We start from the raw sequence: 26,194 nt of genomic DNA on the forward strand, positions 1-26,194 counted from the left end.
CTAAAGGGGCCTGCTGGCGCAACCTTATTGCTGCCGCACCACTACTAACGCGCCAGCAGGCCCCCTTTAGGGCGGGGGGTATTGTATAGCCATCATGAACGTATTCATAGAAACCATTACCTCAACGGACCCGGCCGTGCGGAACCGCTCGTTCTTTGACCTGAGCCGGACGCTGTCGACGCCGAATCTGTTGAAGGCCCTGCGGGAACTGGACGATTTCCGGAAGGCCACGCCCAACCTCTACGACAAGGTGCGGGCCATCCTGTTCCTGTACGCGGGCTTCCGGTTTGCGGTCATCGACGCGCCCGAAACTCCGACCATCGGCAAGATTCCCTACGCCGGGTTCGAGGATCTGCTCGCCCGCCGCTTCGAGCAGGCGATTGTCCGGTTCCTGCACGACCTCGACAAACAGGGGCCGAGCGCCACACTCTTCAGTGCCCTGGCCGACAGCTACCATCAACTCTCGTTCCAGATTCTGGCCGATCAGGTGCGCAAAAGCGTGCGGTCGAGCAAGGGCAACCAGTGGATGTTCCGGGTGGGGCATCAGGCCGAACACCCCATCCGCATTCACCCCCGGCTGCTGCAACGGCCCGACAGCTCCCTGTTCTACCCCATCCTGCACGAGCAGACGTCCGTGCGCATGGACCTGACCCACAGCGGCTGGTCGGATATTTTCTTTCTGGGCATGGACTACCCCGAGGGCGCGCGCGTCATCAACATCTCCATCGATCTCGGCGTCTTTGGGCGCGACAAGGATATCCGGCCACCGCTGCACGGCTACGTGCGCGTGATTTCGGAGCCGGTGTTGCGCCTGACGAGCGTCGATCTGAACACGACCAAGGACGTGACCGACCTGGCCGACCTGTTCAACTTCGGCAATGACTACCTGAGTCTGGTGAAGGCGGGCGTGATTGCGTCGGGCCTGATTCCGCCCTCGTTTGAAGGCACGAATCAGTCGCTGGCCGAGATTCTGGCCCGGATCGTGGCGCCCGGCATGGGTATCGAACTGGTCACGAAAGTGAACGACATTCCCAAAGGCTCGCGCTTTGCCGTATCGACCAACCTGCTGGGCTGCATTATCAGCCTGCTGATGCGGGCGACCGGCCAGACCCGAAACCTCGAAGGCGGGCTCGACGAGAATGAACGGCGGCTGGTGGCGTCGCGGGCCATTCTGGGCGAATGGATCGGTGGCTCGGGCGGCGGCTGGCAGGATTCGGGTGGCGTGTGGCCCGGCATCAAAGCCATTCAGGGTACGTTTGCGCAGGAAGGCGACCCCGAATACGGCATCAGCCGGGGTACGTTGCTGCCCCGCCACCGCGTGCTGGAAGGCGAGGCCGTTCACCCCGACATTCAGGAGAAGATCATGAACTCGCTGGTGCTGATGCACGGCGGCATGGCGTCGAACGTGGGGCCGATTCTGGAGATGGTCACCGAAAAGTACCTGCTCCGGGGCGAGAAAGAATGGGCCGCCCGCCAGCAAACCAACCAGATCTTCGACAACATCCTGGGGGCAATCCGGGAAGGTGACATCAAGAAACTGGGGGCCAACACCGCCCGCAACTGGGAGGGGCCGATCAAGACGATCATCCCCTGGGCATCGACCTACTTCACCGAGCAGATCATTGCCAAAGCCAAAAAGCAGTTCGGCGACGACTATTACGGCTTCCTGATGCTAGGCGGCATGTCGGGCGGCGGCATGGGCATGTTCGTGAATCCGGCGCAGTACGAGGATTACAAACTTCAGGTGCTGGACCTGCTGCGGACGACGAAGAACGAACTGTCGGATTCGCTGCCGTTCGCAATGGAGCCGGTCGTTTACAACTGGAGCATCAACCCGCGCGGCAGTTGGTCGAACCTGCAGGAAGGCAACGACGCCCTGATGCCGGAGTCGTACTACGGCATTCACGTGTCGGAACTGGTGCGGAAAGACCCCGCCTCGATTCCCTACGGACGCCGGGCCGAAATCGACTTTTTCACCACCCACTGCGAGCAGAACAATCAGGCTTACCCGCTGCTGCGCACGGTCGTCAGCAACCTGTTCAAGGTGTCGGACCCCACGTCAGGCGGCAACCGCAGCGCCGAAAACGAGAAAGCCGACCGCATCAAGAAAGACAACGGCTTCGATTTCATTCAACACGAAGAGATTCGGGAGGAACTGCAAAAAGGCCGCATTGGCCTGTCGCGTAACCGCCTGCCCGTCGACACCACCATCGACGACGTACAGCCGGGCGATGCCGTACAGCTCGATGGGGTGACCGCCTCGGCTCACCGGGGCGAAGCGGCGATCCGGGCCGGGAAAGTGGGCGTACTGAGCCTGGGCGCGGGTATCGGCAGCCGCTGGACCAAGGGCGCGGGCGTGATCAAGACCATCAACCCTTTTGTCGAGATCGACGGTACGCACCGGAGCTTCCTGGAAATTCACCTCGCTAAAACCCGGAAGCTGGCCGAGCAGTATGGCGCGACCATCCCGCACGTGGTCGCCACCAGCTATATGACCCACGAGCCCATCCGCAAAAAGCTGGCGCTGACGGGCAACTTCGGCTACGCGGGCCCAACGTACCTGTCGCCGGGCCGGTCGATCGGGCAGCGGTTTGTGCCGATGGAGCGCGACCTGCGTTTTCTGTGGGAAGAAATGCCGCAGGAACTGCTCGACGAAAACAAGCAGAAAGTGCGCGACGCCGGGCGGCAGGCGATGATTGCCTGGGCGAAGTCGAAAGGCGAAGGCACCGATTACGTCGACAACATTGCGGCGCAACGGTTTTCGCCCCTCGGCCACTGGTACGAGGTCTCGAACCTGCTGCGCAACGGCACGCTGGCGAAGCTGCTGGCTGAGCACCCGGCCGTGGAAACACTCATGCTGCACAACATCGATACGCTCGGTGCCGACGTAGACCCCGCCGCGCTGGGTTACCACCTCGAATCGGGCAATGTGCTGACGTTTGAGGTCGTGCCCCGCCGCATCGAGGACCGTGGGGGCGGACTAGCGCGCGTCAACGGGCATGTCCGGCTGCTGGAAGGCCTGGCCCAGCCCCGCGAGGAAGACGAGCTGAACCTGAGTTACTACAACTCCAACACCACCTGGATTCAGGTCGACCCGTTGCTGCAACTCTTTGGCCTCACCCGCGACGACCTGCAACGGGGCGACGAGGCGCAACTGGCCAAAGCCGTGCGGAGCGTAGCCCACCGGATTCCGAGCTACGTGACCATCAAAGACGTGAAATACCGCTGGGGCCACGGACAGGAAGACATTTACCCCGTGGCGCAGATCGAAAAACTCTGGAGCGACATGTCGGCCCTAACGGATGTTCAGTGCGGCTATCTGGTGGTGCCTCGTCTACGTGGTCAGCAGCTTAAAGATCCCGCCCAACTCGACGCCTGGGTCACCGACGGCAGCAAAGACTACGTAGCCAGCCTGTGTTCATTCCCAGGTTGAGATAACCGTTTGACTTGCCCGCATCTATTTCTCCTACCTGCAAGGTTTTGTACAGGAAAATAGGTGCGGGTCATTTTTTGTACTTGTCAGTAACGTTTTCGGGCTTTGAGTTCGGTCGGGTTTCGGAGCGCAAAAACAAACTTTATTACCTAATCTCAAGTAAAAAACTGCTACCTTTTACACCTTAGCCTGCCTGACGTAAAGAACCCAGTAATGGCGGTTTTTTCATCTTTTAATCACAGTCAATATGAAGCCTATGGTGTCCACATTTGACACATTGAAATAAATAACCTACCAAACTTCCGTCTTTTGATAAAGCCACCCTTATTAACTCAGGGTCATATCCACTAGTTCCTATATCATCATTCAGTTCCTCTGACAACAACTTTATTGTTTCTGTATCAGCGTAATCAATAAATGCACACGGCCTATCGCAGTGCGTCAACCAAACTTCTTGTTGCCAAGAAACATAACTTGGAGTTTTATTAGTAATTTCCAGTAATAGTTCTTCGTCGATTGCATAATTAAGATCGTTGGAATCTGATGAAACTCCTTCAATCCCTAAATAATCATTGAATTTCCCACTGTACTTTTCAGCAGCCTTGCCACTTTCGATACACCAAGGACAAATGTATTCAGGCACATCAACGCTGTAGAATGAACTTGTATATTTAATCTGTCTTCTCTCGTTACAGATTGAACAAGTCCCAGCAATATTTTCAAAAACCCCAATTTTATATGCGTTAGGGCTATATTTAAATTCAGGTAAATTCATTGGTATTTTCTTGTCATCTGCATATCTCTATATGCAGTAGTCTGTTTTAATTATACAATATTTATACGCTACCTCTCTTAGTTTCTTAAAATATCATATTCCTAAATCGATGCTTAGCTCATATGACAACAAAAACTACTTATTTTTTTGCCATCTATTATTAGATTCTCATCAAACTAAACCTAGTTCATCAATTCCCCTATAGAAAAATATTATACTACTTTCAGCGCGTCACAATTCAATTTTGGTCTGCCGCCCAGGAATTGCACTTGTCTTGCCAAATCGGTTATAACAATTATTAACTGCTAACCGTCTGAAACTACTAACTTTTAGAAAATCTTGGATTAGGTTATCTGTCATTTTGTTCAAAGTACTAACATGCAAATTACCATATTGACAAATGTAACCTAGCAGATTCTGCCCACCATCTATAAAATAAAAACATGGTAAAGATGCATTACAACGTATCATCCATGAAAGATGTCTGATAAATAAAATCACTTCTGAAATTTCAACCAGAATCGATCCATTAAATCCCTTTCCAACCTTATTATATTCCAAATATTCTTGCGCTTTTTTTACAGGATCATATCTATTTTCTTGACTTAGCCAAGCAACTTCTGTATCACCAAGGAATACTAGTTTATTATATCCTAATTCTCCTGTGAGCCTTGCTAGTTCGGCCGCTAAAACCTTAATATGTCCTTTAAATGATTTAGAATCTATCGTAAATATATAGCTTTCGAAGACATTGGGGTATTTGTAATCGTATTCGTCTTCATCATGATTATAGACGTACAATGGGAGTAACGGGTAGAGCTTTATGGTGTCAAGTCGGTTTAGCTTAGTCAGCATAGAGTGTTCGATAGCATAGCGGGCTACTCCTAGATATATACAATCCCAGTTCCTTAATCCACTTGAAGCTACCGTATTTTTGCATATCACTTACTTTTTACTCCTTAAAAAGTTGGTCAACAATGCCGAAAAGATTACACAGCAAGCCCACATGCTCGTTTCTGGTATTGGAAGCCACTATCTAACTATAAGAGTGTGTTGTCTGATCCTCGATTCAACGAAAGATACAACTGCCAAAGGCAAACCAAATTTTTTCTGGCAGCTGTTGACCTTAATTTTGTTGGGCCGAGTATTCGAAGGCTGTCAATTGGGATAGGTCCGGCCTTCGAGCTAACTAACTAGTAATCAATCAACCTCTTTCCCCTCATATGCCCCACCCCATGCGTTTTCTGTTCATTCTGCTTGCTAGCACTTTATTTACTCACTTAGCCGTAGCGCAGGCGGCCCAGAAGCCGCCGCTGCGAGTGAGTCGGTTGAGCGATCGGGTGTTTGTCCATACGACTTACGGCATGTATCAGGGCGAGCCGGTGCCGTCCAACGGGCTCATTGTCCGCACCGACGACGGCGTGGTGCTGCTGGACACGGGCTGGGATACCGAGGGTAATACCGACAACACCCGGCAGCTACTCCGCTGGGTGGCCGACAGTCTGCGCCTCCCCGTCCGGCTGTGCATCGTGACGCACTCCCACGACGATAAAGTGGGCGGCATCGTCGAGCTGCAAAAGGCGGGTATCCGGGTGGTGAGTACGCCGCTGACTGCGCAGAAAACTGTGAAACAGGGCTATCCCTCGCCCGACGGCATCCTGCCCGCCGACACTACGTTTACGATCGGCAATGTACCCATCCGCACTTATTTTCCGGGTGAAGGCCATACGGTCGACAACATCGTGGTGTGGCTCCCGAGCGAGCGCATTCTGCACGGCGGCTGCTTCGTCAAGAGTGTGGCGGCCTTCGGGATGGGCTACGTCGGCGAGTCGAACCTGACCGCCTGGAGTGGCTCGATCCGGAACGTAAAAAAGCGTTTCGGCAACGCCCGCATCGTCGTGCCCGGCCACGAAGAATGGACTGGCCCGCAGGCGCTCGACCACACGTTGCGCCTATTGGAAAAATACAACGCCAATCGTCATTGATCGCCAGCGCCCGTCCCGCCCGAGCGGGATACCCAGCCTATGATGCCCGCCGATCAACTCATTGGCCTCTACCAGCGCCACGCCCTGGCTTATGACCACGACCGCGACCGGAGTCTGTTCGAGAAAGGCTGGCTCGATCGGCTGCTTGCCCTGCTCCCACCGGGCGCGGCGGTGCTCGATCTGGGTTGCGGCATGGGCGAACCCATCGCCCGTTACCTCATCGAGCAGGGTTGCGCCCTCACGGGTGTCGACGCCGCGCCGCTGTCCATCGAGCTGTGCCAACGTCGCTTCCCCGACCATACGTGGCTGGTGGGCGACATGCGCAACGTAGACCTGCCCCGCACCTACGACGCCATTCTGGCCTGGAACAGCTTGTTCCACCTCACCCACGCCGATCAGCGGCAGATGATGGGCGTCTTTGGGCGCTACGCCGCGCCCGACGCCTGCCTGCTGTTTACCAGCGGTACTACCCACAGCGAAGCCATCGGCAGCTACCAGGGCGAGCCGCTCTACCACGCCAGCCTCGACACCGCCGAGTACCGGGCGCTGCTCGAAGCGCATGGGTTCTCGGTCGTGGCGCACGTGGTCGATGATCCCACCTGCTGCGGTCACACCATCTGGCTCTGCCAACGCCGCTAGCGTTACCCTTTTCGCAACACAAACGAACGTACCTGACGCGGGCAAGCACCCACTGTTGCGTCAGGTACGTTGCCGTTTGGGCCAGCCTAAGCATGAAACGGGTTATCCACTTTTGCATCATAGTTGCATTTATTTTAACCAATCGGTTGGGCGAAGCCATGTTTGTGTTTTATTTGCAACATAGTTGCATTTATAAGCACCAGCATGCCTTACTCGCTTCCACGCCGACATAAAGCGGATTACCTCGGTATCACCGGTTCCGTGCTTTGCCTCATCCACTGCCTCGTCACGCCCGTTCTGGTCATGACCTCCACCCTGCTCAGCCATGAGTCGTTGCGAGTCGGGTTTCTGAGTCTGGATTACGTCTTCATCGCCATCAACATCGCGGCGGTCTGGTCGGCGGCGCGGCATACGTCGCGGGTCATCGGCCGCTGCCTATGGGCCTTTCTGGCCCTGTTTGTAGCGGGCCTGCTCCTCGAATCGACCTACGAATCGGCGGCTTATCTGGCGTACGCCGCCTCACTGGGGCTGGTCGGTACGCACGTCGCTAACATCCGCCATTGTCGGAAAACCCACGCCCACCAAGCTAACACTACGTACCTATGAACACCATCCGACAACTGCCCGTAACTGTGCTCAGCGGCTTTCTGGGCGCGGGCAAAACCACCCTGCTCAACCACGTCCTGCACAACCGCCAGGGGCTTAAAGTCGCCGTCATCGTCAACGACATGAGCGAGGTGAACGTCGACGCGCAACTGGTCAACGCCCAGCATACGCTGTCGCGGACGGACGAAAAGCTCGTCGAGATGAGTAACGGCTGCATCTGCTGCACGCTGCGCGAAGACCTGATGCTGGAAGTGGAAAAGCTCGCCCGTGAAAACCGCTTCGACTACCTGCTCATCGAATCGTCGGGTATTTCGGAGCCACTGCCGGTTGCCCAGACGTTCACCTTCCAGTCCAACGAGTCGGCAGGCGACGAAAACCGCATCGACCTCTCGCGCTTTGCTCGGCTCGACACGCTCGTGACGGTAGTGGATGCCTACAACTTCCCCCGCGATTTCGGCTCGATCGATACCGTGCATCAGCGCCATCTGAACCGGACCGCCGGACCGCTCGATCCCGCTGACACGCGTACGATCGTGAACCTGCTCACCGATCAGATCGAGTTTGCCAACGTCATTATCCTGAACAAGACCGACCTGCTACCCCGCCACCGCGTGGGCGAGCTGAAAGCCATTCTGCATAAGCTCAACCCCAAAGCCCGGCTTATCGAGTCGCAGTTTTCGAAGGTCGATCCGGCCCATATCCTGAACACTCGCCTCTTCGATGTCGACGAAGCGTCGCAGTCGGCGGGCTGGATTCAGGAATTACAAAACCATAAGAATGGCGTTGCTCACACGCCCGAAACCGAGGCGTACGGCATCGGGTCGTTCGTTTTCCGGGCGCGACGGCCATTTCACCCGGCTCGGTTCTGGACGTACCTGAGCGAGCATTTTCCAGCGGGCATCATCCGTAGCAAAGGCTTGTTCTGGCTGGCGTCGCGACCCAACGATGCGCTGAATTTCAGTCAGGCCGGGGGCAGCCTGCGGGCCGAATACGCCGGTGTCTGGTGGGCTTCCATGCCGTTGGGCCAACGTACCCGGCATGCTTCGTTTCTGGCCAATCAGCCGCAGATCGAGGCCCGCTGGCACAAACGATTTGGCGACCGGCAAAACGAACTGGTCATCATCGGGCAGGACCTCGATCAGGAGCAAATCACCGTCGAACTGGAGGAGTGCCTCTGCACCGAGCGGGAAATCAAACATATGGACAACCAGGGCGCTTTTCAGGACCCCTTCCCGGTCTGGGCGTAAACCAAAAACAACAGTACTATGACAAACCAACAGCCCTATGATGTCCTGATTATTGGCGGCAGCTACGCCGGCATGAGCGCCGCGCTCGTATTGGGTCGCTCGCTGCGCCGCGTGCTGGTCATCGACGCGGGCCAACCGTGCAACCGACAAACGCCGCAGTCGCACAGCTTCCTGACCCGCGACGGCGAAACCCCGGCGCGGCTGTCGGCCATGGCCCGCGAGCAGGTGAGCCACTACCCAACCGTCGAGGTACGTTCCGGTACCGTCACCAACGCCGAACAGACGCCCGACGGGTTTCGGATAACGACGGCCCCCACCGACGGGGGCGCGGGCGAGTCGGCAACGGGCCGGAAGCTGCTGCTGGCAACGGGCGTTGTCGATAGCATGCCCGACCTGCCGGGTTTTGCCGAGTGCTGGGGGCGGTCGGTGCTGCACTGTCCCTACTGCCACGGCTACGAGGTACACGGCCAGCCGCTGGGCATCCTGGCCAACGGTGAGGTGGGCTACGAAATGGCTACGCTCATTCAGCAATGGAGCCGCCACCTCACCCTGTTTACCAACGGCCCCGCCACCTTCGATCCGGCCCAGCGCCAACGGCTCGACCGGCTTCAGATTCCGATCGTTGAAAAACCCATTGCAGCCTTTGACCACGAGGCAGGCCAACTGACGGCCCTGCGCTTTACCGATGGCTCGCTGGCGCAGCCCACGGCGCTGTTCGCCCGCGTTCCGTTCCGGCAGTCAACCGATCTGGCCACGCAACTGGGCTGTACCCTCACGGAAAACGGCCTGCTCGACGTAACCGACTTCGGCGAAACCAACGTACCTGGCGTATTCGCGGTGGGCGATGCTACCACGCCCTTCCGGCAGGTCGCCATTGCGGTCGCTAACGGGGTTAAAGCGGCTGCCTGGATCAACCGGGAGCTGCTGACGGACGACCTGAGCCGGTTGGGCTGACGGGCAGCGACGCGGTTGACAAACTCCTTGGCGAAAACGGGGTTAATCCAAGCGGTAATCGTCTCTAGAAACCCAGCCTGTTTGCCCCTTATGCACCAGCAACGTACCCAGCACACCATCGACGTACCGGCGCGGGCCTTCGCCGATCGCGTCGGGGCGCTTAGCGCGGCTCAGTCGCCAACCGGCTCGGTCTATTCCCGCCTCGCGCTCATTCATCAGGTCGCCAAAGCGTATGCGGTCGAAGCCGTTGTGGCGGCTGGGTACGTGCCGACTGATCAGCCTGGGGACGAACAGACGATGCTGGACCGGATCGACATCGACGAACTGACGGACCCACCGCTCTACGAAGGCGTCGTCGACCCCGAAGACCGGGTCGTCATCCACTTCAGCTATTGATGCCGGCCAACCAATTTTAGGGTATCGGTGCCTGGTCCCCGTCTTTATTGTAAGTAGTCGCCATCATCGCGTGTCAACGCACCAGACGCCCGCATAAACCCTGCTCTGGCCTGATGGCTGGCCCCGCTCACTTGCCATGAAGCCGTTCATTTCCCTTTTTCTCGCCACCTCGCTTGGTCTGTCGGTCTGTGCAGCCCAGCAACCCGACAAAACACTGTGGTACAAGCAGCCCGCCCACTACTTTGAAGAAACCCTGGTGCTGGGCAACGGCACGCAGGGCGCGTCGGTGTTCGGCGGCGTCCGGTCCGACAAAATCTACCTCAACGACGCCACGCTCTGGTCGGGCGGGCCGGTCGATCCCAACATGAACCCGGAGGCCTATAAAAACATACCGGCCATTCGGGAGGCGCTGCAAAACGAGAACTACCAACTGGCCGATCAGTTCCAGAAAAAGCTACAGGGCAAATTCTCGGAGTCGTATGCGCCGCTGGGTACGTTGTTTATCGATACCGACGCCCCCGCCGACCCGCAAAACTATTACCGGCAGCTCAACCTCGCCGATGCCACTTCGCAGGTACGTTACACGGTCAACGGCGTCACCTTCACCCGCGACTACTTTATCTCGAAGCCCGATCAGCTCATGGTGATCCGGCTCAAAAGCAGCCGGAAAGGCGCGCTGGGCTTCACGGTGCGGTTCAATAGTCAGCTACGAAACCAGGTGAGCGCCACCGGCAACGTACTGAAAGCGACGGGCTACGCGCCGCAGAAGGCCGAGCCCAACTACCGGGGCAATATCCCTAACGCCGTTGTCTTCGACCCCGCCAAAGGCACGCGCTTTACCACACTGATGGGTATCAAAACGCAGGACGGCGGCACCGTGGCTACCACCGATACGTCGCTGACCCTGAAAGGCGGCACCGAAGCGCTGCTATTTGTGTCGATCGCCACCAGCTTCAACGGGTTCGACAAAGACCCCGCCACCAACGGGCTGCCCCACGAAACCATCGCCGCCGAACGCCTCAGCCGGGCCATGAGCAAGTCGTATGCGCAGTTGCTGGCGGCGCACGTGAGCGACTACCAGCGGCTGTTCAACCGGGTGAGCCTGCGCCTGACCTCGGCCGAAACGATTCCCAACCTGCCCACCGATGAGCGGTTGCAGCGCTACGCCGAAGGCAAACCCGATACCGATCTGGAACAGCTGTATTTCAACTTCGGGCGGTACCTGCTCATCAGCAGCTCGCGCACGCCAGGCGTGCCGGCCAACTTACAGGGCATCTGGAATCCCTACATGCGCCCACCCTGGAGCAGCAATTACACAACCAACATCAACCTACAGGAGAATTACTGGCCCGCCGAAACCGCCAACCTCCCCGAGATGCACGAGCCGATGCTGTCGTTCATCGGGAATCTGGCCAAAACGGGGACCATCACGGCGCGTACCTTCTACGGGGCCAACGGCTGGACCGTCGCGCACAACTCCGACATCTGGGCCATGACCAACCCCGTGGGCGACTTCGGGCAGGGCGATCCCGTCTGGGCCAACTGGAACATGGGCGGCGCCTGGATCAGCACGCACCTGTGGGAACATTTCACCTTTGGGCAGGACAAGACGTACCTGCGCGAAACGGCCTACCCGCTATTAAAAGGGGCCGCGCAATTCTGCCTTGACTGGCTGGTTCGGGATAAAGCGGGCAAACTCGTGACCTCGCCGGGTACGTCGCCCGAAAACCAGTACCTGACACCCTCGGGCTACAAAGGCGCGACGCTCTTCGGCGGCACGGCCGATCTGGCGATGGTGCGCGAATGCCTGAGCCAGACCCTACAGGCGGCGCAAGTGCTGAACACCGATGCTGATTTTCAGGCGACCCTAAAACAGACCCTAGCCGACCTCCACCCCTACCAGATCGGTAAGGCGGGCAATCTCCAGGAATGGTATTACGACTGGGCCGACGTTGATCCCAAACACCGCCATCAGTCGCACCTGTTCGGGCTGTATCCCGGCCACCAGATCCGGCCCGATCGCACACCCGAGCTGGCGCAGGCCTGCCGCAAGACGCTGGAGATTAAAGGTGATGAAACGACGGGCTGGTCGAAAGGCTGGCGCATCAACCTGTGGGCGCGGCTCTGGGACGGCAACCACGCCTACAAGATGTACCGCGAACTGCTCCACTTTGTGCTGCCCGACGGCGTCAAAACCGACTACGCCCGCGGTGGCGGCACGTACCCGAACCTCTTCGATGCCCACCCGCCCTTCCAGATCGACGGTAACTTTGGCGGCACCGCCGCCGTGGCCGAGATGCTGCTGCAATCGTCGGACAACGAAATCCGGCTGCTACCCGCCCTGCCCGACGCCTGGCCTGCGGGCAGCGTATCGGGCCTGCGGGCGCGGGGCGGCTTCGAACTGACCCTCGACTGGCAGAACGGCCGGCCGGTAAAAGCGACAGTCTTTTCGAAAATGGGTGGACAGACAACCCTCGTCGGGGGCGGCAAATCCCAGTCACTCAACCTGAAACCGGGGCAAAGGATAATAATCACCTGGTAAGCCCTTTGCTCCTGACAGGTGGCCGCGGCCGCCCATACCTGCAAACCTACTCTTCATGCGTTCACCCTCATCCGTTGGCCTGCTGGCCACAGCCTTCGCCCTGTCGTTTACGATGGGCGTCGCGCAGGAGCTCCGCCCGCCCGCTTACCCGCTCATTACGCACGACCCGTACTTCAGCATCTGGAGCACCACCGATAAACTCACTGACAGCCCCACTCGCCACTGGACCGGCAAACCGCAGTCGCTCGAAGGCATCGTGCGGGTCGATGGCAACGTCTACCAGTTTCTGGGCGCGGTGCCGACCGTCTACAACGCGCTGCTGCCCACCGGCGAAGCCAAACCCTACACGGCCCAATACACGCTCACTGCCCCCGGCGCAGGGTGGGAAAAGCTCGACTACGCCGCCTCCGGCTGGAAAACCGGCCCCGGCCCCTTCGGCGACACGCCCGAGTCGCGCACGCCCTGGCTTAGCAGCCGCACCGACAAAAACGGGATTCACATCCGCCGCGAGTTTACGTACGATGGCAACGTGGACCCCGCCAAACTGCTGCTGGCCATCAGCCACGACGACGATGTGGAGGTTTACCTGAACGGGACGCTGCTGCTCAACAAAACCTGCTGCGCGGGCGAATACCTGTACCTGCCCCTGTCGGAGGCCGGCCAGAAGGCGTTGCGCAAAGGCCGCAACGTGCTGGCGGTGCATTGCGTGAGCCCCGTAGGTGCATCGTTCATCGACGTGGGGCTGGTGAGTCCCGCCGCCACGGCCACCCTGCCCGTTGCCACCCAGACCGAAGCCCACGTCGCCGCCACCCAAACCGACTACACCTTCACGGCCGGTCCGGTCGACCTGCACGTCAACTTCCTGTCGCCGCTGCTGCTCGATGAGCTGGAAATCGCAGCCCGACCCGTCAGCTACGTCACCTTCGAGGCCCGCTCCCGCGACAACAAACCGCACTCAGTGCAGGTGTATTTTGGCGAGTCGGCAACCGTCGCGACCAACACGCCGGGGCAGGATGTAGTCACCAAAGCCGGGCAGGGCTCAGGCCTGACGTTCGCCGCCGTGGGCACCAAAGCCCAGCCCGTGTTGGGCAAGAAAGGCGACAACGTCCGCATCGACTGGGGCTATGCCTACCTGGCCGTCCCACAGGGCGCCGACAGCCGCGTGGTCACCGGTATGCCGGGCGCACTCAAGCAGGCGTTTGCGGCCAAAGGCCAACTACCCGTGACGAAAGGCGCGGCCGACGTGGCCAGTAATGTCACGCTGGCGACGGTGCTCAACCTGGGCAACGTGTCGAAAGCGGGCGCGGCCAAACACCTGCTGCTGGGCTACGACGACGTGTATTCGGTGCAGTATTTCGGGCAAAACCTGCGGGGCTGGTGGCATCGCGACCCGAACATGACGATGGAAAACACGCTGCAAGCCGCCGAAACCGACTATACCCGCCTGCGCCAGAAAAGCAGCGACTTCGATAAACAGCTCTACGCCGACGCCCGCAAGGCCGGCGGCAAGGAATACGCCGACCTCTGCCAGCTCGCTTATCGGCAGGCCATTGCGGCCCACAAGATCGTGGCGGGGCCGAAAGGCGACGTCTTCTTTCTGTCGAAAGAGAATTTCTCCAACGGCTCCATCGGCACCGTCGACGTGACGTACCCATCGGCGCCCATGTTCCTGCTCTACAACAATGAGTTGGCCAAAGGGCTGCTCCGGTTCATTTTCGACTACAGCGAGTCGGGCCGGTGGAAGAAAGATTTTCCGGCGCACGACATCGGCACGTACCCACTGGCCAACGGACAGACCTACGGCGAAGACATGCCCGTGGAAGAAGCCGGTAACATGATCATTTTGACGGCGGCTTCGGTGAAGATGGACGGCAACGCCAACTTCGCCCGCGAGCACTGGCCCACGCTCACCAAATGGGTGGGCTTCCTGAAGCGCGACGGCTTCGACCCCGGCAACCAGCTTTGCACCGACGATTTTGCCGGTCACCTGGCCCGCAACGCCAACCTGTCGGCCAAGGCCATCGTCGGGATTGCGTGCTACGGACAAATGGCCGCGCAACTCGGCGACCAGAAAACCGCCGACGAGCACCTCACGCTGGCCCGCGATCTGGCCAAACGCTGGATGACGATGGATAAACTCGACGACGGCCCGCACTACGCGCTGACGTTCGACAAAACGCCCGGTAGCTGGAGCCAGAAGTACAACATCGTGTGGGATAAGCTGCTGGGTCTCGATGTGTTCCCCAAAGAGGTGATCCGGGATGAACTGGCGTTCTACCTGAAAAAGCAGCAACCCTACGGCCTGCCCCTCGACAGCCGCAAGACCTACACCAAGTCGGACTGGATTATCTGGACCGCCACCATGGCCGACTCGGATCGGGATTTCCGGGCGCTGGTCGAGCCGATCTGGAAATACGCCAACGAAACCCCAACCCGGGTGCCCTTGTCCGACTGGCACGAAACCACCGACGCCAAACAGGTCGGTTTCCAGGCCCGCTCGGTGGTAGGTGGGTACTTCATCAAGCTACTGGACGAACGCCTGAAACAGACGAAGAAGTAATCACGTGACTGATTACAAAAGGCCCACCGGTACGTTAGCGCTAACGTACCGGTGGGCCTTTTGTACGTGGCAGGCGAAACGTGGCTGTCGCGACTGAATTGCACTATTTATATCAAACCGGTTGGGGATCGACAACGCTGGGGTACCCACGGGTGGCCAGCGACTCACCCATACCCAGATAAGCGGCGGGGTCTTCGGGGGACCAGGTGGCCAGCCCATCTACGTACCGGTTGAACATACTAAAGGCGGCGGCAATCAGTACCGTATCGTGAATATCGCGGTCGTCGGCCCCCAGCTCGCGGGCGGCGGCAATCTGTTGAGAAGTCACGCTCAAGCCGCTTTCCCGCACACTATCGGCGATAGCCAGCAGGGCTTTGAGCTTGTCGGAGATGGGGGCCGTATCCAGATCGGCCCAGGTTTGCGCCACCACCTGATTGTCGCGTCCCAGCAAAAAATCGGCGACGGCACCGTGGCATTTCGAGCAAAACGAGCAGTCGTTACGCCTTGATACGTAAGCGGCAATCAGCTCGCGTTCACCCTGCGTCAACGATTCGCTGGCGTTGGTGCGTAAGATCACCTCGGCCAGTTCGTTCAGGGGTTTAGTCGTTTGAGGACTGTAGGCCATTGGCCCGACAATGCCAGGCAGGCCTTCTGGTAAAGAAATGTGTGCCATTGCAAGTGAATTACATATGAACGATGACTGGCAATGTACTGATTTCAGGGTTGATAATGCTGGATAAGTTACTGACCGCAAGACGACTAAACCTACACGGAACCCGCCGGGCCGTTTGCTGTTTTTATACGTAGACTTGTCAACTAGCATCATGGAATTAGGCATCAGCAGTTTCGGAGAAGTGCAGCCCGATGGCGTCGCGGGGAAAGCCGTCAACGCGCATCGTCGCATGCAGGAGTTATTGGAAGAAATCAAACTGGCCGACGAAGTCGGGCTGGACGTGTTTGCGCTGGGCGAGCACCACCGGCCCGACTTCGTTATTTCGGCCCCCGAAGTGGTGCTGGCCGCCGCCGCTACCCAAACCCGGACCATCCGGCTGTCGAGCGCCGTGACGGTGCTCAGCTCGGCCGATCCGGTGCGGGTGTTTCAGAATTTCGCCTCGCTCGATCTGATTTCCGAGGGACGGGCCGAGATCATGGCGGGCCGGGGGTCGTTCATCGAGTCGTTCCCGCTGTTTGGCTACGACCTGAACGACTACGACGAGCTGTTTACCGAAAAACTGAACCTGCTACTGGCCATCAACCAAAACGAGATCGTCGACTGGCAGGGAAAATTACGCCCGTCCATTGACCACCGGGGCGTGTACCCGCGTCCGCTGCAACCGACGTTGCCCATCTGGCTCGCCGTTGGCGGCACACCCGCGTCGGCGGTGCGGGCCGGCACGTTGAACCTGCCCATGACGCTGGCCATTCTGGGGGGTACGCCCGATCGGTTTGTGCCGTTTGTGCAGCTGTTCAGGCAGGCCGCCGAGCAGGCCGGGCACGACCCCAGTCAGCTCCAACTGGCCATCAATTCGCAGTTTTACGTGGCCGACACCGAACAGCAGGCCGCCGACGAGTTTTTTCCGCCCTACCAGACGCTGATGAACCGCGTGGGCAAAGAGCGGGGCTGGTCGCCCATCGGTCGGGCACATTTCGAGCAGATGCGTCAGCATGGCCCGCTGATGGTGGGTAGCCCGCAGCAGATCATCGACAAGATCCTGTATTTTCACGAGCTGTTTGGCAACACGCGCTACATCGCCCAGACCATCAGCGGCTACGGCATTCCGCACGCCAATACGCTGCGAGCCATTGAACTGTTCGGCACGAAAGTCGCCCCCGCCGTTCGCAAAGCTCTGAATCAGAAGCCGGTTACCGCTTAGTTTGACGTTTATTGTTAACGTTTGACGTGTTGATTTGTAAGAGAGTCATGCGGCTAGTTCTTTGTCATTCCGACGAAGGAGGAATCTTGACGTGTCATAGCGCTCAACTAAGGACGCTTTAAGATTCCTCCTTCGTCGGAATGACAAAGAACCAGCCCCCTAGCACAGTCCCCGATCAGCGCGAAGCCACATGCGTCAGCAACTACGCCAACAATACTTACCTAATCCCTAACACCCCTATGCGCCACCTTTTCCGCTTAACGTACCTGTTGCCCCTATTTCTCGCCGTTTGTACCTTCAGTTTTGCCGCCAAAGTCGACACGGTCGATACCTACAGCGCGTCGATGAAGAAAACGATCAAGGCAGTCGTCATTACGCCCGACTCCTACACGACGGGCGCCGAACTGCCGGTGGTGTATCTGTTGCATGGTTACAGCGGCAACTACGGCGACTGGATCAGGAGATCGGCAGCCCTCCCGGCGACCGTCGATGCCCAGAACCTGATTGTCGTCTGCCCCGACGGCAACTACGGTAGCTGGTATTTCGATAGCCCCGCCGACCCGGCGTTTCGCTACGAGACCTACGTGGCCAACGAACTCGTCGCCTGGGTCGATAGCCATTATAAAACGATCAAAACCCGGCAGGGGCGCGCCATCACGGGCCTGAGCATGGGCGGGCATGGTGCGCTGTATCTGGCGATGCGGCATCAGGACGTGTTCGGGGCGGCGGGCAGCATGAGTGGTGGCGTCGACATCCGGCCGTTTCCCAACAACTGGGACATTGCCAAGCGGCTGGGTACGTATGCGCAGTTTCCCGACCGCTGGGAGCAGAACACGGTCATCAACCTGCTGCACCTGCTCACGCCCGGCGCCCTGTCGCTTATCATCGACTGCGGCACCGAGGACTTCTTCTTCCGGGTAAACAACAACCTGCACGACAAGCTGCTGGAACGCAACATCGCCCACGATTACATTACCCGGCCCGGTGGTCATAACTGGCCTTATTGGAACACGGCGGTTACGCACCAATTGCTCTACATGCGGCAGTATTTCGACAAAGCACAAAAGCGTAGTTGATTGAAGCAATTCGATCGCGCTTTCTCCATTATAACACACCAAAAAGTAAGCGCATATTGTCGAATTCACAGAGCTCAATACGCTTTTTTTACGTGCCAACCGTATACAGTTTAGCCTGGTTCGACTAAAACTTGGGGCTATTTTTTATGACACCTGCACTGAGTTTAATCACAGCCAATAAGTGATGATTAAACTCAGTGCAGGCAAAAAATACATGATATAAATCACCTTTACCAAACCCACATCGTCGATAAAGGCAATCTAGTACCACTATAATCCTATTATCACGTATAGTTATTGTTAACTATAATTTTATTATATAAATAGTTAAGTACATTTACGAAAAAATAGGCTATCCTATTGTCGTTCAACATCGTTGATATCGTATACCTATTGTAGTCAAATCGAACTAATTACTCATTTCACTACGTAGGCTGGCATTGATTTTGTCCATTTACCTATTGAAAATTTGGCTAGCTGATTTGATTACCAGCAGCAGCACGTTCGTCAACACTAAAAAAAGTAAGCCTAAACACCCCCACGAGCTAAGTTGAAACAAGTGAACGCATCTATCCACACATGGATCAATTATTACAAGTTTGGTTTAATACCTCATCCCAGGGTGTTGCGTTCTTAGAACCTATCCGAAATAACCAGAAGAACGTTGTCGATTTTCGGTATAAGCTGGCTAATCCCGCGTTTGTAACAATTTGCCAGACAAGCCTCAACGAGCTAATCGACTTACCCGTCAGTAAGCTACTTCAACCCGGGCAGGAAGCCCTCTTTTTGGACCCAATCATAGCCGTTTTTCAGACCGGCCAGCCGCAGCAGTTGAGCAATCAATACTGGTTGCATGGCGAGCCAGTCTGGCATGATATCACCCTGAGCCGTACCGATCAGTTGGTGATGGTAACCGTTCAGGATATCAGCGAGCAGAAACGGTCAGAGCATCGGCTACAGCGCCACCTCGCCATAGCCTCCATTCTCTCGGCGGTTTCCAGCCGTTTCATCACCTTGCAGGCCAATGAAGTGGATAGCTGCATTGTTGAAGCGCTGGGGCAGGTCAGTAACCACATTGGAGCGCAACGGGCCTCGGTGTTTACCTATACCAGCGATTACGAAGCGGGGCGTTGCATCTATGAGTGGTGTGCGCCGGGCATCGAGCCGCGAAAGGAGCGCGTTCAGGCACGGCCTAAGGAATGTTTCGACTGGATGCAGCCCCAGTTGGAAAAGGGTGAAACTGTTTGCCTGCGCATCGACGAACTTGGCCCGGAGCACCCTCGGGAGCGGGCTTTTTTCTCGTTCATTGCGGTCAAGTCGATGGTGGCGGTGCCGCTCGTTCAGCAGGGCAAAACGCAGGGCTTTATCGGTTTTTACACGATAGACGAGCCCTACACCTGGGCTCAGAACGATGTGGCCCTGCTCGCCACCTTCGGCACGCTCGTCGCCAACGTGTTGTACCGGCTGCAACAGGAAGCGGCCATCCGGCGCGTCAGCCAGCGGCTGGAGGGTTTACATGCCATTGACCATGCGCTGCTCAGCTACCGCATGGCCGATCAGTCGCCGCTTCAGATTGCCATGCAGTATTTGCATTTCATGGTAGCCTGTAGCCAGATTACGGTCTTTCAGATGGAAGCCGACCTGGAGTGGGCCGTAGCCAAATGCCAGGCCATCGATGGTGCGCTGAACATGACGCCGACTGTCCGGATACCGGCCGCTTTTTTGCAGCAGTGGTTTGAGCAGGACCAGCCTAAGGTGGCGGTTTACCACCCCGATCTACAGCAGCTGGGTGCTGCCATTTCCCCGGCGCTACCTGACTTTCCGGGCGATTTTCAATCGCAGGTCATTATTCCGTTATACAGCCAGGCCAAGTGCATTGGTGTTCTTTGGCTACTGTCGACCGATGCGTATTTCTTCAGTGAAGACGACCGGCAGGTGGCGCAGGAACTCGCGGGCCCGCTGGCGATCGTGCTTCATCAGCAGCAACTCGATGAGCAGATCAAACGCCACACCGAACAGCTGGAACAACAGGTAGAGGAACGTACCCAGGAAGTCAGGCAGTTATCGACCCTCCACCAGGCGATTCTGCGGCATGCGGGGCAGGCCATTATTTCGACGGATATTCACGGCGTCATTCAAACGGCCAACCAGGCCTGCGAACTCCTGCTGGGCTATCGGATCGATGAGTTGATCGGGCGGACGGTGTACCTTCAGCCCGGCCCGCCCACCAACCCGCTCCCTGTGGTTACCTACCGGATGAATGGCCGCGGCCGCCCCCTTACCGATTTCTTTGCCGAATCGCTCGCTACGCAGGGTTACTTTTACTGCGAGTGCGTCACGCTCACCAAAACCGGGCAACGCACCCCGATCCTGCTGGCGGCCAGCGCCCTTCAGGCAAATGACGGCACAATCATCGGCTACGTGGGGCTGTCGACCGATATATCGGCGCTGAAAACGGCGGAGATTAACCTGCAGCGTAAAAATCAGGAGCTAAATACCTTCTTCCACGGCGCCCTCGACATGCACTGCATTTCAGACAGCCGGGGTAACATCTCCGATGTCAATCAGGCCTTTCAGGAGACGCTGGGTTACGCAGCCGACGAACTGAAATCAATTCCGTTTTTGCAGCTCATCCACCCCGACGAGCAGAAGTTTGTGTACGCCAACCTGCTGGTCCCGATTCTGCAAAAGCCGGTTCGCAACCAGATCAACCGCATGCGCCGGAAAGACGGGCACTACCGGATTATCGAATGGAATGCGATCGGGATCAATCACGTCGTGTATGGGTCGGCCCGCGACATTACCCAGCGGCAGGAGGTCGAGATGCAGTTGCGCGGCCTCAACGAACGCCTCAAGCTCGCCACTCAGGCGGCGGGTCAGGGCATCTGGGAGGTCGACGTGCAAACCAACCGGTTGTTCTGGGATGAGCGGGCCTACGAAATCTACGGCATCCCGACGAGCCAAACCACCGTTTACTTCGACGATTACCTGCGGTTGATTCACCCCGACGACCTGGCCGCTTTTTGGGCGCAATACAACCGCGACATCGAGGGCGACACCATTACCAACGTAGCCCGGATTATCCGGCCCGATGGCGAGCTCCGCTACATCAAGGTCAACGGCAACCTAATCCGGAACAAGCGGGGAGACGTCGTGCGGCATATCGGCGTCATCTGGGATGTCACGGAGCAGGTGCTGGCCGAAGAGGCGCTGCGCGAAAGTGAGCAGCGCTTTCGGGAGATTGCCGAGAATGTGGACGAAATCTTCTGGATTCATTCCGTGGAGCCCTTCCAGCTGCTCTACATCAACCCAACCTACGAGCGCGTGTGGCACCGAAGCTGCCAAAGCCTGTATAACGACACGTTCTCTTTTCTGCCGGGCGTTTACGAGGAAGACATGCCGATCGTCGGCAAAGCCATCACGCAATACTTGTCGGGCAAGGAGTCGCAGATCCAATGTCGCCGCAAAAACGCCGATGGCTCGCTGTCGTGGGTATCGGTCCGCACCTTCATTATCCGCAACGAAGCGGGTAAGCCCATCCGGCAGATCGGGATTGCCAACGACATTACCGACCAGAAAGAGAAAGAGCTACTACTCCAGCAGGCGCTCGTGCAGGAACAGCAGCTCAATCACCTTAAGTCGCAGTTTGTGTCGACGGCTTCGCACGAGTTCCGTACGCCATTGGCCACCATTCAGTCGAGCGTCGATCTCATCAAGCTGTACCTGAACGTACCTGACGCCAGCGCGTCGATTCAGAAGCACCTGGGTGTCATCGAAAAAGAGATTCTTCAGTTCAGCGGCCTGCTCACCGACATGCTGACCATCAGCCGCATCGAAGCCGGCAAAATACAGGTCAACCCGAAGCTGATTGACCCAATCTTGGTGGCGCAGAACGTCATCAACACCCATTTCAGCCAGCGGAGCGATCACCGTAGCGTCGATTTCACCGTTGAAGGCACGCCCTACCCCGTCTGTCTCGACGAAAAGCTGATGAGTCATGTCATCGTCAACGTGCTGTCGAATGCCTTCAAGTTTTCGAAAACCAACCCGACCCTGCGCCTGTCCTTTCAGGACGACAAACACCTGCTCATCCAGGTTACCGACACGGGCATCGGCATACCGACCAATGAGTTGTCGATGCTGTTTCAGGCTTTTTTCCGGGCCAGCAACGCCAATGGGGTGTCGGGCACCGGGCTGGGGCTGGTGATCTCGCGGCAGTTTGTCGAATTGCACGGTGGCCAGCTGACCATCCAGAGCGAAGAGAAAAAAGGCACCTGTTGCACCATTACCCTGCCCGTTGACGCACCCGAGGGGGCGTTTGGCGCCGATGAAGTTATCACACACCGCACGCTGTCTTAACAGCCGTTGAACCAATGGATACACTGATACTACTGATTGAAGACGATACTCAGATACGAGAGAATATCAAAGAATTGTTGACCCTGCGCGGGTTTCGGGTAGAAACCGCCAGCAACGGCCGGGACGGCATCAGCCAGGCCATGCTGCTGTCGCCCGATCTGATTCTGTGCGACATTATGATGCCCGACGTCAACGGCTATCAGGTGCTGGACGTGATTCGGGCCAACCGCGTCTTCGCCACCACGCCGTTTGTCTTCCTGACGGCCAAATCCGACCCCACCGATATCCGCTGGGGGATGAACCTGGGCGCCGACGATTACCTGACCAAACCCTTCACGTTCCAGAGTTTACTACATACCATCGAGAGCCGGCTGAAGCGGGAAGAGCTACGCAAGAGCGCGCTGAAGACGCAGATGGATACGTACCGCAGCACGCTCACATCGGTGGCCGCCCACGAATACAACACGCCCCTCACCGGCATCATCGGCTTTTCGTCTATCCTGGTCAACGACTACCAGCGGTACACCGCCGACGAAGCCGTTTCGATGATGACGATGATCAACCTGAGCGGATTGCGCCTGAAACGCTCCCTGGACAACAGTCGCCTGATGAATATCCTGACGAGCCTCGACCCCACCCAGAAAGCCTACGCCCACTTTTCGACGGGCAGCACGGTGGTGACCCACGAACTCGTTGAGCGCGCGATGCAGGCTGTGCAGCATCGGCTCGACCGGTCGGTGACGCATACGCTTGACGTACCAACCGCAACCCTGGGCCTATCGACCGAAAACCTGCGCATCTGCCTGGAAGAGCTGATCGACAATGCCGTTAAATTCTCCGATCAAACCCAGCCGATCCAGATCAGCGGTGGCCCCGATGGGGCGCTCTACCGCCTTACGTTCGTGAATAAAGGCCAGCCGTTCCGGTCGGAGTTTACGGCCCAGATAGCCCCGTACCAACAGTTCGAGCGTGGTCAATACGAGCAACAGGGCTTTGGCCTGGGGCTGGCCATCGTACAAAAACTCCTTGACCTCAACCAGGGGCGTCTGGCGATCGACAGCCCGGTCGAGGGCGAAACGATTGTAACGATCTGGGTACCCATGACTGGTGATTGACCATTGCGCGGAGGGGCAGACGCCGCCCGCGCAACGGTCAACCAGTAACGGCTAACGCCCACCGGCATCGTCGTTCTGCACTTTGCGGCTTTGCTTGCCGCCGGCGCTCATCTGGCCAAACCGCCACTCAAACGCCAGCCGCACCGAGCGCGTCAGGAAGAAAAAGCGGGTGTCCGACGTAAACGTGGGTGCCGACTGGCTGTTGGTCTGCGACACGCCCCGGTTGAACGGGTTGTTGACCCCCAGCGTAAGGCTCGCTTTTTTCGCCATCAGGTCGCGCTTCAGGGCGAATCCGTACCAGTAAAAACTGGTGCTGCGGCCCTGTAGGCTGATCCAGCCCGTGTTGGCATTGCCGTTGGCCTGCAGGGTGTAGTTGTGGGGCAGTTTGTAGGTGCTGCTCACGTTAAAATTGCCCACCAGCCCGCTGTTGCGCTGGTTCAGGCCGGGGCTGTTCAGGTCCACATACCGCAGGTCGGTACCGCCATTCAGCGTCCAGTTCTTGTTGGCCTGCCCCGACAGGTTGACGTTCAGGCCGTAGGCGCTGCGTTGAGCAATGTTTTCGGGCTTGCTCAGTGATACGCCCGCCTCGTCCACCGTCCGGATAAACTCGATGGCGTTGTTGGTCATGCGCCAGTAGAAAGCCGAGTTGATCGACAGCCCCGATTTCGTGCTCACGCTATGCCCCAGTTCGACGGCGTGGTTCAGCTCCGGGTTCAGGTAAGGGTTGCCGGTTTGCAGGTTGCGCGGATCGCTGGCATTGACCCAAGGGTTCAGAAACCAGAGTTGCGGTCGCTGTATCCGTTGGGTGTAACTGGCCTTCAGCGTGTGTGACTTGATTCCTTTCGAGATCGTTACGCTCGGAATCAGGTTCTGGTACTGCGTGGCCAGCGCCGTCTGGGTCGTCAGGAAATTACCGCTGATCTCGGTGCGCTCGAAGCGGGCACCCAGGTTGAGGTTCCACTTCTGCCTGGTTTCCACCCGAAGCGCCGTGTAGCCCGCGTAAATCTGCTGGTTGTAATCGAAATCATTCGACTGGCTCGGGTCGGCCACAAACGGCTGTTGCCCATCCAGCGATTGCTCTACCCGGTACTCGCTGCCAATGTCGCGCCGGATCGCCTTCACACCCACTTCTAGCTTCATCTGAGCCGTATCGCGGCGCATCCGAACCAGAAACGGGTGCGTATAGTCGGCCTGAAGCGTGTATTCCTTGTTGCGGCTGTAGTTGGTGCTACGCTGCCGATAACTCAGTTGCTCCACCTCGTTGATCGTGTAGCGGTCGGTATCGTAAAAGTAGTTGTCGGGCATCCGGCTAAACTGCGTCAGCAGGGTAAACTCTTTCTCCGACGTTACCCCGGCAGGTTTACGAAACGTTTTGGTATAGCCCAGATCGAACTGACTGTTGCCGTATGGATTGCGGAACCGGATGTCGTTGCGGAAGTATTGCAGCGTCGTGCCGGCCGGGTCGGTCAGGCGGTTGATGACCGAGCTATTGTTGGGGTACGAACCGCCCCAGGCGTTGGCCGAGAAGTTGATCCGGCTGGTCGAATCCGGGTCATAATCCAGGCTGAATTCGCCGTAGCCACCCGTGCCAGTGTTGTCGGCGTTGCTGTCCTGATACAGGTAGTTGAGGGGCTGTCCGTTCAGCAAGGTGGTGCGTAGCGTATGGGCCTCGCGGATGTTCCGAAACTGGTAGCCATTGGCCGAGAGCGAAACGCCCAGCTTTTTAGTCTTGAGCGCCAGTTTAGTGTTGGTGCTGCGGTTGAACGTACCCACCGACGCCATCACCGACCCGTTGAAACCCTGCAAGGCTTTTTTGGTGATGATGTTGATCACGCCCGCCGCGCCTTCGGCATCGTATTTGGCACCGGGGCTGGTAATGACCTCGATCGACTTGATGTTGTCGGCGGGCATCTGCTTCAGGGCGTCGGCCAGGTTACGCGCCATCATCGCCGACGGTTTCCCGTTGATCAGCACCCGGATGTTGCTGTTGCCCCGCATCTGAATGTTCCCGTCCAGGTCGAGGCTCAGCGACGGCACCTTGCGCAGCACGTCGGCCGCCGAACCACCCGCGTTGGAGATGTCTTTCTCGGCGTTGTAGATCAGCTTATCGCCTTTTTCCTCGATCAGCGCCTTCTGCGCCGTTACGGTCACTTCACCCAGCGTCCGGCTTTCCGAGCGCAACACGATAGCCCCCAGTTGCACGATCGGCTCATCGGCCGTCAGGGTGACGGGGTGGTTTTTAGTCCGGTACCCTACCGACGAGAGGCTTAGCGTGTAGCGCCCCAGCGGCAGAGTGGGCAACCGGAACGTACCGGCGCTGTCGGTGGTGATACCGGCGATGAGCCGGGCGGCATCGCGCACGGCCACCGTCGCGAAGGGGATCGGCTGCGTCGTTGCCGAGTCGATTAGCGACCCCGACAGGCTAACCGTGTGATCAGATTGGGCAACAGCATCCCCAACCCATAGCGCCAGAGCGGCTACAGCTAGAAAAAGTTTCATACGTGATTGATTGATAGTAAGCGATCCTGGCGCTACGTCGTCAGTGGACAGTCATGTTGTTGTCGATAACCGGTGTACTTCTTTGACCATTCATGACCAACACAGTGAGTAGACGAAGCCTGATGCCCAAAACT

17 protein-coding genes are annotated in these 26,194 nt (G+C 57.7%); 13 read left to right on the forward strand and 4 right to left on the reverse strand.

The annotated features are described in order from the left end of the window. Positions 1-94 precede the first annotated feature (94 nt). On the forward strand, positions 95-3,433 hold the full coding sequence (locus FAES_RS24015; RefSeq protein ID WP_015333797.1) for a UTP--glucose-1-phosphate uridylyltransferase: 3,339 nt from the start codon (positions 95-97) through the stop codon (positions 3,431-3,433). Positions 3,434-3,665: 232 nt separating this feature from the next. Here FAES_RS24015 and FAES_RS29775 read toward each other — a convergent pair whose 3' ends face one another. Together FAES_RS29775 and FAES_RS24020 are read right to left on the reverse strand one after the other, a co-directional pair. Continuing rightward, positions 3,666-4,208 (reverse strand): CbrC family protein, encoded by a 543-nt coding sequence (locus tag FAES_RS29775; protein WP_083891507.1) that lies wholly within the window; start codon positions 4,206-4,208, stop codon positions 3,666-3,668. 231 nt (positions 4,209-4,439) lie between these two features. Then, the gene (locus FAES_RS24020; protein ID WP_158408810.1) at positions 4,440-5,009 is read right to left on the reverse strand and encodes a hypothetical protein; all 570 of its coding nucleotides are present in this window, start codon (positions 5,007-5,009) and stop codon (positions 4,440-4,442) included. Between the two features lie 422 nt (positions 5,010-5,431). Between FAES_RS24020 and bla the strand changes: the two genes are divergently transcribed. The 8 genes from bla (at position 5,432) to FAES_RS24060 (ending at position 15,137) form a co-directional block, all read left to right on the forward strand. Continuing rightward, complete coding sequence (gene bla, locus FAES_RS24025; RefSeq protein ID WP_015333798.1) at positions 5,432-6,193, forward strand: subclass B1 metallo-beta-lactamase; 762 nt, start codon at positions 5,432-5,434, stop codon at positions 6,191-6,193. 39 nt (positions 6,194-6,232) lie between these two features. Beyond that, positions 6,233-6,832 carry a class I SAM-dependent DNA methyltransferase gene (locus tag FAES_RS24030; RefSeq protein WP_015333799.1) on the forward strand — a complete coding sequence of 200 codons (600 nt, stop codon included), beginning with the start codon at positions 6,233-6,235 and terminating at the stop codon, positions 6,830-6,832. 204 nt (positions 6,833-7,036) lie between these two features. Beyond that, positions 7,037-7,438, forward strand: a complete 402-nt coding sequence (locus tag FAES_RS24035; protein WP_015333800.1) for a MerC domain-containing protein — start codon at positions 7,037-7,039, stop codon at positions 7,436-7,438. Beyond that, positions 7,435-8,685: a GTP-binding protein gene (locus FAES_RS24040; RefSeq protein WP_015333801.1), complete on the forward strand. Its 1,251-nt coding sequence runs from the start codon at positions 7,435-7,437 to the stop codon at positions 8,683-8,685. Before FAES_RS24035 ends, FAES_RS24040 begins: the two co-directional genes overlap by 4 nt. 18 nt (positions 8,686-8,703) lie before the next feature. Further along, on the forward strand, positions 8,704-9,639 hold the full coding sequence (locus tag FAES_RS24045) for an NAD(P)/FAD-dependent oxidoreductase (protein WP_015333802.1): 936 nt from the start codon (positions 8,704-8,706) through the stop codon (positions 9,637-9,639). 90 nt (positions 9,640-9,729) lie between these two features. Then, positions 9,730-10,035, forward strand: coding sequence for a hypothetical protein (locus tag FAES_RS24050; RefSeq protein WP_015333803.1), 306 nt, complete (start codon positions 9,730-9,732; stop codon positions 10,033-10,035). Between the two features lie 136 nt (positions 10,036-10,171). Beyond that, the gene (locus tag FAES_RS24055; protein ID WP_015333804.1) at positions 10,172-12,577 is read left to right on the forward strand and encodes a glycoside hydrolase family 95 protein; all 2,406 of its coding nucleotides are present in this window, start codon (positions 10,172-10,174) and stop codon (positions 12,575-12,577) included. 55 nt (positions 12,578-12,632) lie between these two features. After that, positions 12,633-15,137: a glutaminase family protein gene (locus FAES_RS24060; RefSeq protein ID WP_015333805.1), complete on the forward strand. Its 2,505-nt coding sequence runs from the start codon at positions 12,633-12,635 to the stop codon at positions 15,135-15,137. 112 nt (positions 15,138-15,249) lie between these two features. Here the strand turns inward: FAES_RS24060 and FAES_RS24065 are convergent, their stop codons facing one another. Beyond that, positions 15,250-15,810 (reverse strand): carboxymuconolactone decarboxylase family protein, encoded by a 561-nt coding sequence (locus FAES_RS24065; protein ID WP_041258350.1) that lies wholly within the window; start codon positions 15,808-15,810, stop codon positions 15,250-15,252. 151 nt (positions 15,811-15,961) lie between these two features. Between FAES_RS24065 and FAES_RS24070 the strand changes: the two genes are divergently transcribed. The 4 genes from FAES_RS24070 (at position 15,962) to FAES_RS24085 (ending at position 23,561) form a co-directional block, all read left to right on the forward strand. Next, on the forward strand, positions 15,962-17,011 hold the full coding sequence (locus FAES_RS24070; protein WP_015333806.1) for an LLM class flavin-dependent oxidoreductase: 1,050 nt from the start codon (positions 15,962-15,964) through the stop codon (positions 17,009-17,011). A 239-nt stretch (positions 17,012-17,250) separates the two neighbouring features. After that, on the forward strand, positions 17,251-18,087 hold the full coding sequence (locus FAES_RS24075) for an alpha/beta hydrolase (protein ID WP_041258351.1): 837 nt from the start codon (positions 17,251-17,253) through the stop codon (positions 18,085-18,087). A gap of 579 nt (positions 18,088-18,666) precedes the next feature. Continuing rightward, positions 18,667-22,446 (forward strand): PAS domain S-box protein, encoded by a 3,780-nt coding sequence (locus FAES_RS24080; protein ID WP_015333808.1) that lies wholly within the window; start codon positions 18,667-18,669, stop codon positions 22,444-22,446. 14 nt (positions 22,447-22,460) lie between these two features. Then, positions 22,461-23,561 (forward strand): hybrid sensor histidine kinase/response regulator, encoded by a 1,101-nt coding sequence (locus FAES_RS24085; RefSeq protein WP_015333809.1) that lies wholly within the window; start codon positions 22,461-22,463, stop codon positions 23,559-23,561. A gap of 51 nt (positions 23,562-23,612) precedes the next feature. Here FAES_RS24085 and FAES_RS24090 read toward each other — a convergent pair whose 3' ends face one another. Next, entirely contained in the window at positions 23,613-26,060 is a 2,448-nt protein-coding gene (locus tag FAES_RS24090) for a TonB-dependent receptor (protein ID WP_015333810.1), read from the reverse strand. Between the last annotated feature and the right edge of the window lie 134 nt (positions 26,061-26,194).

Origin of the sequence: Fibrella aestuarina BUZ 2 (assembly GCF_000331105.1) — a bacterium.
GTDB lineage: Bacteria > Bacteroidota > Bacteroidia > Cytophagales > Spirosomataceae > Fibrella > Fibrella aestuarina.

Coding starts and splice junctions, on each gene's coding strand:
- FAES_RS24015 (WP_015333797.1), top strand. CDS start 95: ATGAACGTATTCATAGAAACCATTACCTCAACGGACCCGGCCGTGCGG.
- FAES_RS29775 (WP_083891507.1), bottom strand. CDS start 4,208: ATGAATTTACCTGAATTTAAATATAGCCCTAACGCATATAAAATTGGG.
- bla (WP_015333798.1), top strand. CDS start 5,432: ATGCCCCACCCCATGCGTTTTCTGTTCATTCTGCTTGCTAGCACTTTA.
- FAES_RS24030 (WP_015333799.1), top strand. CDS start 6,233: ATGATGCCCGCCGATCAACTCATTGGCCTCTACCAGCGCCACGCCCTG.
- FAES_RS24035 (WP_015333800.1), top strand. CDS start 7,037: ATGCCTTACTCGCTTCCACGCCGACATAAAGCGGATTACCTCGGTATC.
- FAES_RS24040 (WP_015333801.1), top strand. CDS start 7,435: ATGAACACCATCCGACAACTGCCCGTAACTGTGCTCAGCGGCTTTCTG.
- FAES_RS24045 (WP_015333802.1), top strand. CDS start 8,704: ATGACAAACCAACAGCCCTATGATGTCCTGATTATTGGCGGCAGCTAC.
- FAES_RS24050 (WP_015333803.1), top strand. CDS start 9,730: ATGCACCAGCAACGTACCCAGCACACCATCGACGTACCGGCGCGGGCC.
- FAES_RS24055 (WP_015333804.1), top strand. CDS start 10,172: ATGAAGCCGTTCATTTCCCTTTTTCTCGCCACCTCGCTTGGTCTGTCG.
- FAES_RS24060 (WP_015333805.1), top strand. CDS start 12,633: ATGCGTTCACCCTCATCCGTTGGCCTGCTGGCCACAGCCTTCGCCCTG.
- FAES_RS24065 (WP_041258350.1), bottom strand. CDS start 15,810: ATGGCACACATTTCTTTACCAGAAGGCCTGCCTGGCATTGTCGGGCCA.
- FAES_RS24070 (WP_015333806.1), top strand. CDS start 15,962: ATGGAATTAGGCATCAGCAGTTTCGGAGAAGTGCAGCCCGATGGCGTC.
- FAES_RS24075 (WP_041258351.1), top strand. CDS start 17,251: ATGCGCCACCTTTTCCGCTTAACGTACCTGTTGCCCCTATTTCTCGCC.
- FAES_RS24080 (WP_015333808.1), top strand. CDS start 18,667: ATGGATCAATTATTACAAGTTTGGTTTAATACCTCATCCCAGGGTGTT.
- FAES_RS24085 (WP_015333809.1), top strand. CDS start 22,461: ATGGATACACTGATACTACTGATTGAAGACGATACTCAGATACGAGAG.
- FAES_RS24090 (WP_015333810.1), bottom strand. CDS start 26,060: ATGAAACTTTTTCTAGCTGTAGCCGCTCTGGCGCTATGGGTTGGGGAT.